Genomic DNA, 13,814 nt, shown 5'->3' on the forward strand with positions numbered 1-13,814 from the left:
GTCATAGATACCCCCCCGTCCAGAACTGCTATCGGGGGACCAGAGTCATCTTTTCGGGGGATCAGAGTCACCGTATCGGGGGTTCAGAGTCGGAGAGCTTGGAAAAACCGGGGCTTACCCTTTGGTTTTAAACATTTAAACGAAGGTAGAATGTCCCTGTAACTGTATTATAACCAAATATAACTGAAAAAATTTCCAAATTGCCTCAAATATGTCCCATCCTACAGACTGATACCGCCTTATTTTCTCAGAAAACTCTGACGATGTAGCATCTTTAGTTTCATGTTCGCTCTTTTATGGTACGGTACCGGAAACGACGCACATTAGGAGCATTCATGCCACCCGAAACAGCGGGCCATCTGCCCCCCTATTTCCACATCGACCCCGATCAGGCCAATGCAGCACTGGGTACACCGACCACCACAGAAAACTTTAAAAAGCTGGCGCATGCTTGTGACACTGGCCGACAGGATCTGCAAAACCGCGGCTTACAGGGAGAAAGCGGGCGAAGCTTGCGTCGGTTCTCGACCTGGGAAATTACCCGTTACCTAATCCCCGTCGCCACAGGTCATTTTCGCCGAGTGCTCAAACAGAACCCCGATTTGCCGCAAGGGATTTCCGAAACGGCGGGCGGCGCCAAGTGGTTTACGCTTGATGAAGTTCAGCGCCTGCGTGCGCATTTCGGCAACGAGGGGTCCAAAGCCAAAGAATACTTGCCCTACCGCCCTAAGGGTTTGCCCGCCAAGATGGTCGCCGTAGCCAATTTCAAAGGGGGTGTGGGCAAGACCTCGACGGCGGCGCATCTGGCCATGTCCGCGGCCCTTGATGGCTATAAGGTGCTGGTGGTTGATCTGGACTCCCAAGGCTCCATGACCTCGATCTTTGGCGGTGCGGTCAAGGACGAATGGCAGACAGTGTTCCCGCTAATGGCACGCCACTACGCACTACAGTTGCGTTTGGAGAACCAGCGCCGAATGGACCGCGGCGAGGGGCCTTTGCCGCTTGATGATACGCTTACCGAGGCCTTGAAGGTCGATAGCAAAAGCCTGATCCAGAGCACTCACTGGCCCAACATCGACCTCATCGGCGCGCAGCTCAACCTTTATTGGGCCGAATTCCAAGTGCCGGTCTGGCGCATGCAGGCGCGTGGTTGGAAGCTGTGGGATGCGCTGACGGATATGTTCGCAGCTGACGGCGTGCTGGACGACTACGACGTGATCTTTCTCGATACCCCCCCTGCCCTTGGCTATCTGACAATCAACGGGCTGGCCGCCGCTGACATCCTGCTGGTGCCGCTTGGGGCTTCGTTTCTGGAATTCGACAGTACCGGTCGGTTCTTTGACATGTTGCATGCCACCTTCGGCTCCATTGAGGAGGCTGAGAATATGGCAGCCCGAGCCCTGGGGCGCGAGGGGCTTAATTTCGAATGGGACGCGGTGCGCGCGGTGGTCACTCGGTATGATGGCGCGCAGCAGGCAGAACTTGCTGCATTAATGCAAAGCTATCTTGGCACCGCTCTCTCGCCGCATCGACAGGATTTCACCGCGCTGATCGGACAGGCTGGCGAACAGGTACAGGGCATTTACGAAGCCGACTACCGTGATTTTAACCGTGAGACCTATGTACGCGGTCGTGAAACGTTTGATGCGACCTACGCCGCATTCAAACAGTTGCTGATCGGAGCCTGGAGGCGAGACGAACTGGCTTCCAGAGACACCGGTGCGCAGGTTGTTTAATGACCATGCGGACCTTTTGCCGAATGTTTAAACCTCACGCCGATCCTCGCCCGGCCCCCGCAACAGGAGACGCCCCATGGCCAAACGCAAACGCTTGACCCCCGCCAACCCCGATTTCTTGAATCCTGATTTCTCCGTGAGGGCGCCTGAGACGAAATCCATGGCGCCCTTGGGGGGTATGCGCGCCCCAATCGCGGACGTCGCTTCTGAAGCCTCGGCCACAGCTGCTTTGCAGGAAGTAAGCCGCGAACTGCATGAGGCGCGCGCGCAGGGTCGGATGATCGCCGCCCTGCCGCTGTCTGCGATCCGGCTTGATCACTTGGTGCGCGACCGGATCGCACATGATGACGATGATATGGCGGCCCTCGTTAGCTCTCTGCGCGACCGCGGCCAGCAAACCCCGATCGAGGTCGTGGCGCTGGCAGAGGGTGGTTACGGCCTGATCTCAGGGTGGCGGCGCTGCACGGCGCTGATGCAACTTCATGCGGAAGGTCACGGCGACGGCACTGTGCTTGCGATTGAGCGCCGGCCCAATGATGCCTCGGATGCCTATATCGCGATGGTCGAGGAAAACGAGATCCGCGTGGGTCTAAGCTACTTTGAGCGTGCCCGTATCGCCGCTAAGGCCGTGGAACAGGGTGTGTTCGACACTGAAAAAAGGGCATTGCTGAATCTTTTCGGAACGGCCTCCCGCGCCAAGCGATCCAAGATCAGATCCTTCCTGACGATTGTCGGTGCCCTTGATGGCGCCCTTCGTTTTCCGCAGTCCATTGGAGAGCGTTTAGGCCTGCAACTCTCAAGCGCATTAGAGCGTGACACGGATCTGGGGGCGCGTCTACGGGCTGAACTTCAGGACGGGCGGGTGGAAACGCCAGAGGATGAGATGCAGCTTCTGACGCAGGGGCTCGCAGTAGAATCAGACTCTAAAGACCGCAAAAATACAACTGCCCTGCCAGCGTATTCCGAGCGGGACCTACGCGACGGCCTGCATGTGCGCGTGTACAAATCAGACGGTCGGATCGAGCTGAGTGGCCCTGCCCTTACACCTGAATTGCGCGCCCGTCTGTTGCGATGGCTTGAGAGTTCTTAACAAAACAGGCTCTATCCGTCAGGATAGAGCCTGTTTTAAATGTTTCGCGCGCGAAACATTTCTCTATTTCAGCAAAGATGCCAAGTAGGTACCGTAAGTATTCTTAGCGTATCTTTCAGCCAGCTCAGCCAGTTCGGAGCGGCTGATCCAACCCTTCGAAAACCCGATCTCTTCGGGGCAACCCACCTGCATACCTTGACGGCTTGATAGAGTTCTTACGAAGTTGCTCGCGTCAAGAAGGCTTGCGTGGGTGCCCGTATCGAGCCACGCATACCCTCGGCCCATTTGCTGCACTGTTAGGCTGCCATCATGCAAATAGCTTTCCAGCAAAGCGGTGATCTCCAGCTCGCCGCGCGCGGAGGGTTGGACCTTGCGTGCGCGTGCAGGCGCCGTACCGTCGAGGAAGTAGAGTCCAGTGACCGCGTAATTCGATGGTGGTACTTCCGGTTTTTCGATGATCGAACGCACCGTGCCATCGGGAGCGAAATCAACCACTCCATAGCGTTCCGGATCATGCACGCGGTACCCAAATACGGTCCCGCCTTCCTGCTTATTGTCTGCCTCGGCCAATTGCTCGGGCAGCCCATGGCCAAAGAAAATATTGTCGCCCAGAACCATCGCGCTTGATGCCCCGTCTAGAAATTCTTCAGCTAGGATATAGGCCTGCGCCAGCCCATCAGGTGAGGGTTGTTGGATGTATGTGATCTGCAGTCCCCACTGGCTGCCGTCTCCCAGCGTGCGCTGGAATTGGTCTTGATCCTGTGGCGTGGTGATCACAGCAATCTCGCGGATACCCGCGAGCATCAGGACCGACAAAGGATAATAGACCATCGGCTTGTCATAGATCGGCAAAAGCTGCTTGGAAACGCCGACGGTGATCGGGTACAGCCGCGTGCCCGACCCGCCAGCCAGAATGATGCCCTTGCGCGCCTTCGTGCTTTGGTCCGTCATAATAATAACTTTCTTACAATCTGTGCCAAATTGGCTTTCCAAATTGGGGGGGATATCCCGAAGTCAGACTCTAACGCTGAGCAGTCGAGCCTTGAGTTAAGGGGACGTGTGGCCGGTGTCGGGTAGTCGCATGTGGGGATTCCAGTCACGTCAACCTTCCGCCCCGCCGCAGCAAATGTTTCGCGCGCGAAACATTTCCAACTCGTGGATGGCGTGCCAGCGTAGTGATAGGTGCCGCCGCTTTGGCCTGTGCGCATTGCCCGCGCCATATCTAGCAAAGCCGCTGCGATGCCGGCTGCGGGGGTCGGGCCACCGATTTGGTCATCGACCACACTCAATGCGTCGCGTGTCTCTGACAGGCGGAGCATCGTTTTGACGAAGTTGTTGCCATGGGCCGAGAACACCCAAGACGTGCGTAGGATCGCATATGCCCCGCCGGCCTCGCGCACCGCCTCTTCGCCCGCAGCCTTGGTGCGCCCATAAACACTCAGGGGGGCGATCGGGTCATTGACCTGCCACGGGTCTGTGCCACTGCCGTCAAATACATAGTCGGTCGAGACATGTAGGAACGGAATACCCAGATCCGCGCAGGCCTGCGCCATGGCGGCGGGGGCCTGCGCGTTGATCATCTGGGCAAGGTCGGGCTCCTCCTCGGCGCGGTCTACGGCGGTGTAGGCTGCCGCATTAATCACCACATCGGGGCGGTGCTCTCTGATCGCGGCTGCACAGGACGCCGGATCGCTCAGATCGGCAGCGTGACGGTCCAGAGCTGTGACATCGGCTTGCAATTGAAGCTCAGTGGCGATTTGGCCGGTCTTGCCAAAAACGAGGATCATCCGGTCTTCCCCAGACGCTCGCCCACGCCATCGCGGGCCTGTAGCGCGCGCCACCAAGTTTCATTATCCAGATACCATTGCACGGTTAGGGCAAGGCCTTCCTCGACGGTAACGGAAGGATGCCAACCCAGCTCGGTGTTCATGCGGGCAGGGTCGATAGCATAACGCGCATCATGGCCGGGGCGGTCGGCGACGAAGGTGATTAGGTCCGCATAGGTGCCACTGTCGCGGGGGCGCTTTTCATCCAGGATCCCACAGATCGTTTTAACCAGCTTCAAATTGGTGCGCTCATTCTCACCCCCGATGTTATAGGATCGGCCCAGCTTGCCTTTCTCCAGCACGCATAAAAGCGCGTCGGCGTGATCCTCGACATAGAGCCAATCGCGGATGTTAGCGCCGTCGCCGTAGATCGGTAACGGCTTGCCCGCCAGCGCGTTCAGGATCACCACGGGGACCAGTTTTTCAGGGAAATGGTAGGGCCCGTAGTTGTTAGAGCAATTGGTCAGGACCACGGGAAGCCCGTAGGTTTCGGCCCAAGCGCGCACCAAGTGGTCGCTTGCGGCTTTAGATGCGGAGTAGGGGCTGCGGGGATCGTAGGGGGTGTCTTCGGTGAACATGCCTGCGGGGCCCAGCGACCCGAAAACCTCATCCGTCGAAATGTGGTGAAAGCGGAATGTGTTGGGCCGGCCCTGCGCGGTCCAGTAGGCGCGCGCGGCTTCCAGCATGTGATAGGTGCCGGTGATGTTAGTTTCGATGAAATTACCCGGCCCATCAATCGAGCGGTCGACGTGGCTTTCGGCTGCCAGATGCATGATTGCATCGGGTTTGTGGGTCTTTAAAATGCGGTCCAGCGCGGCACGATCCCGGATGTCGGCATGCTCAAACGTATAAAGAGGGCTGTTGGCCACCTCGGCCACGTTATCAAGGCAGGCGGCATAGGTCAGAGCATCGAGATTGACCACCCGATGCCCCCGCGCCACAGCAAGCCGCACAACTGCCGATCCGATGAAGCCAGCACCGCCGGTTACGAGAATTTTCATGTGTCCTGGCCTTCGAAGCTGAATGGTGTGTCGATATCCGCCAGCCGGGGCGCTTGAGCATCCTTTGCCGAAAGCCGTGGCGCGTCTTCGCCCAATCCCCAGTCGATCCCGATATCAGGATCATCATAGCGCACGGCAGCATCGCAGTCAGGGGCATAGTAATCGGTGCATTTGTAGATAATCTCAGTGTCGGGTGCACGGGTCACAAACCCATGCAGGAAACCCGCAGGGATCAGCAGTTGCTTACCGTTCTGCGCCGAAAGCTCGACGCCGACCCATTGAGCATATGTCGGGCTGCCGCGGCGGATGTCGACGGCCACGTCCAAAAGTGCCCCACGCCCGCACCGTACCAACTTGGCCTGTGCATGGGGGGGCTTTTGGAAATGCAGGCCCCGCACTGTGCCCGCCGCCTCACTGAGGGAATGGTTGTCCTGCACGAAGTCATAATGTAGACCAGCTTGCTCCATCCGCGCCTTATTCCAGCTTTCGGAAAAAAAGCCGCGGGCATCTCCATGGCGGGCCGGGGTCAAAACAACGACCCCCGGCAATGCTGTTTCTTCGATCTTCATCGGGAAATTCCTTGAACCTGAAAACCTGGACCTTCTTGCCAGATTGGGGTCAGAAAGCAACCCGAAGTGCCGGGAGCGGCCTGCGGTGTTTGACTTGGCGGAAGAACTATGACCAGAGCCACACGGAGTTTCAGGCTGGAGATATACTTAGGATGCAAACCACGCTGCCGCCCCTGTCACAGCGCCTTGTAGCAGTTGTCGTGACGTACAATCGGCTGGACCAGCTTCGTCTGACCGTGGCGCGTCTGTTGGCGGCGACCTCAGAAGGGCTAGATCGTATCATTGTGATCGATAACGCCAGTACGGATGGGACGGCTGGCTGGCTGGCGGCCCAGAATGATCCGCATCTGGTGGTGCAGCGCTGTGCGGTGAATGGCGGCGGAGCAGGCGGGTTTGAGGCAGGGATGCGCTTTGCCGTAGATACCTTTAATCCTGAGTGGATCCTGGTCATGGACGACGATGCGCGCCCTGCGCCGGGGGCCGTAGCGGCCTTTTTGGATGCTGACCGCAGCAGTGCGATGGCGTGGTCGGCGGCAGTCTACCATCCTGACGGGCGGATTTGTGATATGAATCGCCCCACGCTTAATCCTTTCTGGCACCGCGGCATGGTCTGGCGCACGCTAAAGGGCGCACTACGGGGACGCGGACGGGCCGGGTTTCACCTAAATCCCGCCGATTACGAGGGCAGTGATTTCAGGGCCGTCGACAGCGGATCCTTTGTCGGGCTGTTTGTTTCGCGCGCGGCGATCAAGACAGTGGGGTATCCAGATGGGTCGCTGTTCATCTACGGCGATGATGTGCTCTATTCGCTGGCTATGAGACAAGCAGGGGGCACGATCCTGTTTGATCCCGCCATTCGGTTCGAACATGATTTTACCACCATTTCAGGCGCTGATCAGCGTTTCCGTCCTCTTTGGAAATCCTATTATCATTACCGTAATCTGCTGATGGTCTATCGCCTGGCTGCTGGTCCGTGGTTCTGGCTGGTGCTGCTGATGATGATGGTGAAATGGGCGCTCAAGGCCCGGTTCCACTCGGGAGAACGGGGACGCTACCTGATGCTGCTGGGCCGCGCGATCCGCGACGGGCTGCTGCGGCGCACTCAGATCCCTCACGCCCGCGTGTTGGCATGGGCCAATCCAGCGTCTTCGCGCCCCTAATTGCGGCTACCGGTTGAGAATGACACGGTGATACCTGCCCATCAAGACGACCCCTAGAAACCCACAGACTCCCGCAAACAGCAGCACATAACTGATGCTGACATAGGAGGCTTCATAGCTGCTGTAGAAACCGCGCCGCATCAATCCCGTGACATGCATGATCGGATTGTACCACAAGATATCCTGTAGCGCGCGTGGCATGCTTTCGTAAAGAAAAAGAACGCCTGAGATCAAGAACATGGGTCGCATGAGGATGCTCCAGATCTGCATCCAGATGTTGAAGAGCCCGAACAGGACACAATTCAGAAGACCCACGCCTAACCCCACCGCAGCGGCCAGGCAAATTGATTGAACAATTGCGCCAACGTCCAGGATGATACGGCTATCGATGGTCAGAACCAGTCCCGTCAGGATGATGATGATCACGAGGGTTTCGGTCAGAACGCCCAGGATAAACCGCGCCAGAACGGCATCCACCCAGGTCACGGCGGGATAGAAGAGCAGGGCGCGCGAAAAGTTGATGCATCGCCCCACCGCAGAACCGAGGTTGTTGTACATCCCGAACGGCAGGAAGCCCGTTGCGAAAAACAACAGGAAACTGGTTCCCAATGGCGGTGTGCGCACCAGAAGAGAAAATCCGAAACCCAAGACAGCGATGCCGCCCAGCGGCTCCAACACGGCCCAAGCATAGCCCCCCGGGGAGCGCCCGTAGCGCGTGGCCATTTCGCGCAGGATCAAGGCCGAGACGGCTCTGAACGTCGCAAAGCTTCGATTTGCACCATGCGCGACGGGACTAACCTGGGCAGAGGGACGCGACATTACGGTTTGCTCCAGTGCTGGCAATACCGGGATCAGTATGTAAAAGATTCCTTAGAAGTTCAAACCATCTTCCGGAAGCAAAATGAGTGAAATGACCCCGAAAGACAGCGCGTCTGCCGAACCTGCTCCGGCCCCCCGGAAGGTCGAGAAGGTGGAGCCCTATGTCCGCCCCGTACGTCGAACGGTAAAGGCGGCGCGTTTCCGGCGTCGTCATTTTGGTTTGGTCCTTTCCTTTTTGGCCGTGGTTCTCATCCCGCTGTCGGTGGTGGGGTTCTACCTTTGGGTGATCGCAAAGGATCAATACATCTCGCTAACCGGTTTCACGGTGCGTCAGGAAGAGGGGGGGAGCGCCTCGGCACTGCTGGGCGGCTTGGCCAGTCTGACAGGAGCATCGGCCTCCTCGGACGGGGACATTCTCTACGAGTTTATACTGAGTCAGTCTCTCGTTCAGAAGATCGACGAAAATGTGGGCCTGCGTGAACATTACAGCAGATATTGGGACGACGATCCGTTCTTTGCCCTGAAGCCCGATGCCAGCATTGAGGATTTGGACAGCTACTGGCGTCGGATCGTAAGTGTTTCCTATGACCGTAGTTCGGGATTGATGGAAATGCGGATAGAGGCGTTCACGCCTGAAAAAGCTCGCGAGATTGCTGTCGAGATCCTGCGATTAAGCCAGAACATGATCAATGACCTTAACGAGCAGGCCCGCGAGGATGCGATGCGCTACGCGCGAATTGATCTTGAAGAGGCGGTCGGAAGGCTCAAAGTGGCCCGTGAGGCACTGACGGCGTTCCGATCCGGGAACCAGCTTGTCGATCCGGCTTCGGATATTCAGGGCCGTGCAGGTGTGATCAACAACCTGCAGCAGCAATTGGCCGAAGCCTTGATTGAGTTGGATCTTCTCAGCGGAACCGATGGGGCTGATCCGCGTCAGCGTCAGGCGGAGCGGCTGATTACCGTGATCCGCGAGCGGATCGCCAACGAGCGCGAGCAGCTGTCCAGTGGGGCAGGGGCGGGGGATGATTACCCGGCCCTGATAGCGGAATACGAAGGTCTAATCGTGGACCGGGAGTTTGCCGAGGAGACATACCGTGCATCACTGGCTGCACTTGATGTAGCCCGGGCCAATGCCTCCCGGCAGAGCCGGTATCTGGCGACATACATCGCGCCAACACTGGCACAGACCAGTGAATATCCCCGTCGTGCCGTGATTTTTGGTCTGGCCTCACTATTCCTGGTGATGGGGTGGGCAATCATGGCATTGGTGTATTATTCCATCCGCGACCGTAGCTGACGGAAAGGGCTGCGATGATCCGCTTTGAGAACCTGAGCAAGAGCTACTGGGTACAGGGCTTTCAGAAGGTTGTGATCGACCATCTCAACACCGAGTTGCCGACCGGTAAGTCGTTGGCGCTGCTGGGGCTAAACGGAGCCGGTAAATCGACCCTGATGCAGCTAATTGCTGGCACGTTGCGCCCCGATAGCGGACGGGTGGTGTCGGATGGGTCGATCTCTTGGCCGGTGGGATTCGGCGGATCATTCCACCCGGATCTGACAGGCGCGCAGAACGTTCGGTTCATCGCGCGTATCTACGGAGTGGACACCGACGAACTGGTCGCCTTTGTCGAGGATTTCGCGGAACTGGGCAAACACTTCGACATGCCGGTACGCAGCTATTCTTCGGGTATGAGGTCACGCCTGACGTTTGGGGCGTCTTTCGGTATCAAATTCGATACTTACCTCGTTGATGAGGTTACTGCAGTGGGCGACGCTGCGTTCCGCCGCAAGAGCAAGGCGCTGTTCAAGGAACGCATGCAGACATCTAGTGCAATCCTTGTTTCGCATGAGATGGGGCAGGTGCGCGACTATTGTGATGCTGCCATCCTGCTGGCAGATGGTCATTTGACCTATTTCGAAGATGTCGAAACAGCGATCAAGTTCCATCTCGATGCCATCGAGGATAGATAACCTAAGAGCTGCGCCGCTTGAAATTCGGGCCATCCTCCTCAATAAGGCCTGATATCTTTTCCCTTAATGCACCGGTATGTGGGCAGGACGTAAAAAACGATGAAACGCTTTGTGATCCTGGGGCTGCCGCGCAGCGGAACGACCTATCTGATGAGTTTGTTGGACGCACATCGCAACGTGATCTGTGCGGGGGAACAGTACAATCCTTATGCGGTTATCGGCTCTAAGCATGACGACAGTCACGCTGCCATACTGGGCCGCGACAAGGATCCGGTCGGCCATATGTACAGGTTCTTTGACGAGGCGGCCGCTAAAGGCGCGGCCAGCGGCGGTTTCAAGTTCATGATCGGCCACAACCTGAATGTATTGCGCGCCCTTGCCACAGACCCCGAAGTGTCCATCATCTACGTCTGGCGCGAGAACCGGCTGGCGCAGGTGTCTTCCCTCATCAAGGCGTACCAAAGCAAGAAATGGGCGCAAAGCAAGGCCGATGAGCATGTGACGCGTAAGATCAAGGCGACCCCGCGCCAGATCAGCCACCGTTGGCATGAATATTCGACATTCGATCATCTGATCTCGATTTGGCTGGCAGGGGTGCCCAACCCCAAGGTCACCTATGAGTACCGCGAATTGTTCCAGCCCGGCTTCGAAGAGAAAATCTGTAATTTTCTGGAAGTACCGTACCGACCCGGCATGAAAAGCCCGTTGATCAAACAAAGCAGCAATTCCATCGCGGACCGTTTCGAGGACCCCAAGCCTATTCGCTACTATTTCAACCAGATCGGGCTGAAGCGCTGGCTGGAAGACGAGTTGTGAGCCGCCCTCTCCGGGTTCTCTACTACAACTGGGTCGACTATCTGGATACGGAAAAGCGCGGCGGCGGTGTAACACTGTATCAGCGCAATTTGATGGAGGGGTTAGAAGGTCGCGATAATGTCGAGGCGGTTTTCCTCTCTGCCGGGCTTGGTCATGATCTGAGGGCGCGCGCCCCGCGGTGGGAACCTGTGCGTCATGGACCCGCTGAAAACGGCGACTGCCGGTATGAGTTGATCAACTCTGGTGTGCTGGCCTCGGCGCATGCCAGCTTCGGCGATCCCGCACAGGTGTCGCATCCGCCCACCAGCGATGTATTTTTCGACTTCGTCGCGCGGACTGGCCCCTATGACGTAATCCACTTCAACAATCTTGAAGGGTTGCCCGTTGAGGTTCTGGCGGTCAAAGAACAGCATCCGGAGACCCGGATTGTCTTGTCCTTGCACAATTACTACCCGATCTGCCCGCAGGTGAACCTCTGGGCACATGAGCGTGAAACCTGCGAAGACTTCCAAGGTGGCGCACGCTGCGTCACCTGCCTGCCGCATCAGCATGACGCGCGCCTGCTGCGCGGAGCTAATGCGGTGTCCTACCGGCTGCGCTGTGCGGGATTGCAGCCGGGTACATGGGCCTATGATTTGGCTTTCCGCGGCATTCTGGCCATAGGCCGACGCGGCTTGCAGGCGCTACGCTGGTTGCGGGCCGAGGGCAGGTGATGGCGGAAAACCGTTTGTTAGAGCCGCATGTGGCGGCAGATCGTGCCAAAGCTTTTGCGGCGCGTCGTGCAGCCATGATCGACCTGATCAATACCCATTGTGATCATGTGCTATGTGTCTCGGATGCGGTGCGCATGTTGGCGCAGCGCTACGGCGTTGCCTCGGCACTGACCCGCACAAGCTATATCGGGACCCGTGCCGCCGAGTTCTACGACGAGACGGCACCCGCCCAGGATAACCCCCAGAAACAGACCCTGACACTGGGGTATCTGGGCTACATGCGCCGCGACAAAGGGTTCTTTTTCCTGCTGGATGCGCTGGAAGCATTGCCCCCGGATCTCGCTGCTCGGCTGCGCATCATGGTCGCCGCGCGCGCGGCGGACCCTGCCACTATGGCGCGGTTGCGTGCGTTGGGCGATCATCTGGCGGAGGTGATCTATCACGATGGTTATACCCACGCGGAGTTGGAAGCGATTTTGGCGCCGGTAGATATAGGAGTGGTGCCTGTGTTGTGGCACGACAACCTGCCGCAGGTCGCCATTGAGATGCACGCGCGCCGTATCCCCTTGTTGACGGCAGCAAGGGGCGGTGCGCCGGAACTGGGAAACTGCCCGGAGATGGTGTTTGCGCCAGGCGACGTTGCAGACTTTGCCCGACGGATACAGGCTCTTTTGGCCGGAGAGATCTCCATGCAGGCCTATTGGCACGGGGCGATGCGTCCGGTGACCGTACCTGAGCATCTCGTGGAACTGCTGGAAATTTACGAGGAGCATGAGGCGGCACCCTGAGCCGTGCTTGCGCCCTGTTGCCCCCCTTATCCCCTTTGGCCTGCGCAGGGCTCTATGATCGGCCCGGGGTTGCGGGGGAATGCGCAGCTTCAGCCGCGGAGCCTGCGCCTGACGAAAGGCACATCCGTCCATTTTTGCGATAGATCAGGATCGAAGATCACGCTGCGCCCCTCAGAGACGAGGGCGAGATATTTACGGTATTCCTCGGCGTTGTTGAAATGCTGGCCGCGCAGAACTTCGGCCTGTGCTTTGCGCCGAAAATCGGTGTTGTACTTGAAATGCGCAAACAGCAATTCGCGCGGGGCGATGCGCGCGTCGCCGACGAAATGCAACCCCGCCGAAAGGCGCATCCACGGCTGGTAACGCAGCAGCGCCAGTTTTTGCGCGACGAACATGCTGCGGTGCGAGCCTGCAATCAGCCGGTGGCGCAGCGCAGAGGTCCAGCAGCGCTGATCGGCAAAGGGGCCGCGGGCCAAGGTGTTGGCAAGGAACGGTACGCGGTCGGCGTAACCGGCTTGGTCGAAGGGCGTGCCTTGGGCAAAATCGGCATCCTCTAACGGGCCTTGAGGGTACATATCGAGCATGAAGACACGGATGGCCTCGGCAGTCTCGAAATCAGAGTGGTTGAGAAGTTGCGCCAATGTTTGGCTCTGTTTCTCCTGCCAGACCAGCAGTTCGTCGGCATCCGCCACCAAGGACCACTTGCCAACCCGGAAGGCTGCCATCATGGCCTGCTGCCAGGCCACGCCGTATTGCGACAGGCGATAATCCGTATCCACCGAAAACAGCGCCACATCGGGTTGCTGTGCCAGATATTCCAGCGTGCCATCGTCCGAGCAATTGTCGGCGATCAGGAACGCTTCCACGCCCAGCTTGCGGTAATGGGCTAGGAAATGTGGCAGCATGAACATCTCGTTGCGCATGCAGGCCACCACTGCCACCCTTGCATCGCGCGCCCGGGTAACGCTGTCCTCCGAGCTGACGAGTTCCAGCGCGTTGCTCTGATAACCCAGTTCGGCCTCTTGGTAGCTCGGCCAGATCTTGCGCGGCCACAGGCCGGGCTTGTCGTAGCGCACCAATGCATCTGCTTGATCAAGATGAGTATCGAGATGCACCAGTTGCAAGGGGGCCGTCTGGCTGGGGTGAAAGCTGTTGTGCCACAGCGGGACGGGGAGGGCGTCTCCATAGGTCCGGCGGCGCATGGAGATGCGGTAGTCCTCTTCGGCGGGAGAGATGCCGCGCATGGCCAGAAGATCGCCCAGCATCTTGTCTTCCATGAACGAAACGCTAATCAATTGCTGCCCCTCGGGGCTTGCGGCTGCTTC

The 13,814-nt window shown here is 58.2% G+C and carries 14 protein-coding genes; 8 read left to right on the top strand and 6 right to left on the bottom strand.

The features are described from left to right. Positions 1–335 precede the first annotated feature (335 nt). Both K3759_RS20155 and K3759_RS20160 read left to right on the top strand, forming a co-directional pair. Complete coding sequence (locus tag K3759_RS20155; protein ID WP_259986630.1) at positions 336–1,736, top strand: AAA family ATPase; 1,401 nt, start codon at positions 336–338, stop codon at positions 1,734–1,736. Between the two features lie 76 nt (positions 1,737–1,812). Continuing rightward, complete coding sequence (locus tag K3759_RS20160) at positions 1,813–2,826, top strand: ParB N-terminal domain-containing protein (RefSeq protein WP_259986631.1); 1,014 nt, start codon at positions 1,813–1,815, stop codon at positions 2,824–2,826. A gap of 63 nt (positions 2,827–2,889) precedes the next feature. Here the strand turns inward: K3759_RS20160 and rfbA are convergent, their stop codons facing one another. Genes rfbA through rfbC form a run of 4 tightly spaced genes read right to left on the bottom strand, consistent with a single transcriptional unit; the run spans position 2,890 to position 6,222 of the window. After that, positions 2,890–3,777 carry a glucose-1-phosphate thymidylyltransferase RfbA gene (gene rfbA, locus K3759_RS20165; protein ID WP_259986633.1) on the bottom strand — a complete coding sequence of 296 codons (888 nt, stop codon included), beginning with the start codon at positions 3,775–3,777 and terminating at the stop codon, positions 2,890–2,892. Further along, the gene (gene rfbD, locus K3759_RS20170; protein ID WP_259986635.1) at positions 3,774–4,613 is read right to left on the bottom strand and encodes a dTDP-4-dehydrorhamnose reductase; all 840 of its coding nucleotides are present in this window, start codon (positions 4,611–4,613) and stop codon (positions 3,774–3,776) included. The genes rfbA and rfbD overlap by 4 nt, the downstream gene beginning before the upstream one ends. After that, the gene (gene rfbB / locus K3759_RS20175; protein WP_259986637.1) at positions 4,610–5,653 is read right to left on the bottom strand and encodes a dTDP-glucose 4,6-dehydratase; all 1,044 of its coding nucleotides are present in this window, start codon (positions 5,651–5,653) and stop codon (positions 4,610–4,612) included. Before rfbB ends, rfbD begins: the two co-directional genes overlap by 4 nt. Then, positions 5,650–6,222 (bottom strand): dTDP-4-dehydrorhamnose 3,5-epimerase, encoded by a 573-nt coding sequence (gene rfbC, locus K3759_RS20180; protein WP_259986639.1) that lies wholly within the window; start codon positions 6,220–6,222, stop codon positions 5,650–5,652. Before rfbC ends, rfbB begins: the two co-directional genes overlap by 4 nt. Before the next feature lie 152 nt (positions 6,223–6,374). Here rfbC and K3759_RS20185 point away from each other — a divergent pair, with 152 nt between their 5' ends. Beyond that, positions 6,375–7,382 (top strand): glycosyltransferase, encoded by a 1,008-nt coding sequence (locus tag K3759_RS20185; protein ID WP_259986641.1) that lies wholly within the window; start codon positions 6,375–6,377, stop codon positions 7,380–7,382. 6 nt (positions 7,383–7,388) lie between these two features. Here the strand turns inward: K3759_RS20185 and K3759_RS20190 are convergent, their stop codons facing one another. Continuing rightward, entirely contained in the window at positions 7,389–8,201 is an 813-nt protein-coding gene (locus tag K3759_RS20190) for an ABC transporter permease (RefSeq protein ID WP_259986642.1), read from the bottom strand. A gap of 82 nt (positions 8,202–8,283) precedes the next feature. On the opposite strand from K3759_RS20190, the gene K3759_RS20195 reads away from it, so the two are divergent. The 5 genes from K3759_RS20195 to K3759_RS20215 all read left to right on the top strand — a co-directional run bounded on the left by K3759_RS20195 (position 8,284) and on the right by K3759_RS20215 (position 12,489). Then, positions 8,284–9,498: a sugar transporter gene (locus K3759_RS20195; protein WP_259986643.1), complete on the top strand. Its 1,215-nt coding sequence runs from the start codon at positions 8,284–8,286 to the stop codon at positions 9,496–9,498. A 14-nt stretch (positions 9,499–9,512) separates the two neighbouring features. Next, positions 9,513–10,172 carry an ABC transporter ATP-binding protein gene (locus K3759_RS20200; protein WP_259986644.1) on the top strand — a complete coding sequence of 220 codons (660 nt, stop codon included), beginning with the start codon at positions 9,513–9,515 and terminating at the stop codon, positions 10,170–10,172. A 99-nt stretch (positions 10,173–10,271) separates the two neighbouring features. Continuing rightward, entirely contained in the window at positions 10,272–10,988 is a 717-nt protein-coding gene (locus K3759_RS20205; protein WP_259986645.1) for a sulfotransferase, read from the top strand. Further along, positions 10,985–11,701, top strand: a complete 717-nt coding sequence (locus K3759_RS20210; protein WP_259986646.1) for a hypothetical protein — start codon at positions 10,985–10,987, stop codon at positions 11,699–11,701. The genes K3759_RS20205 and K3759_RS20210 overlap by 4 nt, the downstream gene beginning before the upstream one ends. Beyond that, a complete protein-coding gene (locus K3759_RS20215) occupies positions 11,701–12,489 on the top strand; it encodes a glycosyltransferase (RefSeq protein WP_259986647.1) in 789 nt (262 codons plus the stop codon). Before K3759_RS20210 ends, K3759_RS20215 begins: the two co-directional genes overlap by 1 nt. Positions 12,490–12,578: 89 nt before the next feature. Here K3759_RS20215 and K3759_RS20220 read toward each other — a convergent pair whose 3' ends face one another. Next, entirely contained in the window at positions 12,579–13,784 is a 1,206-nt protein-coding gene (locus K3759_RS20220) for a glycosyltransferase family 2 protein (RefSeq protein WP_259986648.1), read from the bottom strand. Positions 13,785–13,814 lie beyond the last annotated feature (30 nt).

This window comes from Sulfitobacter sp. W027, from assembly GCF_025143985.1.
Lineage (GTDB): Bacteria > Pseudomonadota > Alphaproteobacteria > Rhodobacterales > Rhodobacteraceae > Sulfitobacter.

Bases quoted from the DNA above. Each gene is read 5' to 3' on its own strand.
- K3759_RS20160 (WP_259986631.1), top strand. From the start codon at position 1,813: ATGGCCAAACGCAAACGCTTGACCCCCGCCAACCCCGATTTCTTGAAT.
- K3759_RS20205 (WP_259986645.1), top strand. From the start codon at position 10,272: ATGAAACGCTTTGTGATCCTGGGGCTGCCGCGCAGCGGAACGACCTAT.
- K3759_RS20190 (WP_259986642.1), bottom strand. From the start codon at position 8,201: ATGTCGCGTCCCTCTGCCCAGGTTAGTCCCGTCGCGCATGGTGCAAAT.
- rfbB (WP_259986637.1), bottom strand. From the start codon at position 5,653: ATGAAAATTCTCGTAACCGGCGGTGCTGGCTTCATCGGATCGGCAGTT.
- rfbD (WP_259986635.1), bottom strand. From the start codon at position 4,613: ATGATCCTCGTTTTTGGCAAGACCGGCCAAATCGCCACTGAGCTTCAA.
- K3759_RS20215 (WP_259986647.1), top strand. From the start codon at position 11,701: ATGGCGGAAAACCGTTTGTTAGAGCCGCATGTGGCGGCAGATCGTGCC.
- K3759_RS20155 (WP_259986630.1), top strand. From the start codon at position 336: ATGCCACCCGAAACAGCGGGCCATCTGCCCCCCTATTTCCACATCGAC.
- rfbC (WP_259986639.1), bottom strand. From the start codon at position 6,222: ATGAAGATCGAAGAAACAGCATTGCCGGGGGTCGTTGTTTTGACCCCG.
- K3759_RS20185 (WP_259986641.1), top strand. From the start codon at position 6,375: ATGCAAACCACGCTGCCGCCCCTGTCACAGCGCCTTGTAGCAGTTGTC.
- K3759_RS20195 (WP_259986643.1), top strand. From the start codon at position 8,284: ATGAGTGAAATGACCCCGAAAGACAGCGCGTCTGCCGAACCTGCTCCG.
- rfbA (WP_259986633.1), bottom strand. From the start codon at position 3,777: ATGACGGACCAAAGCACGAAGGCGCGCAAGGGCATCATTCTGGCTGGC.
- K3759_RS20200 (WP_259986644.1), top strand. From the start codon at position 9,513: ATGATCCGCTTTGAGAACCTGAGCAAGAGCTACTGGGTACAGGGCTTT.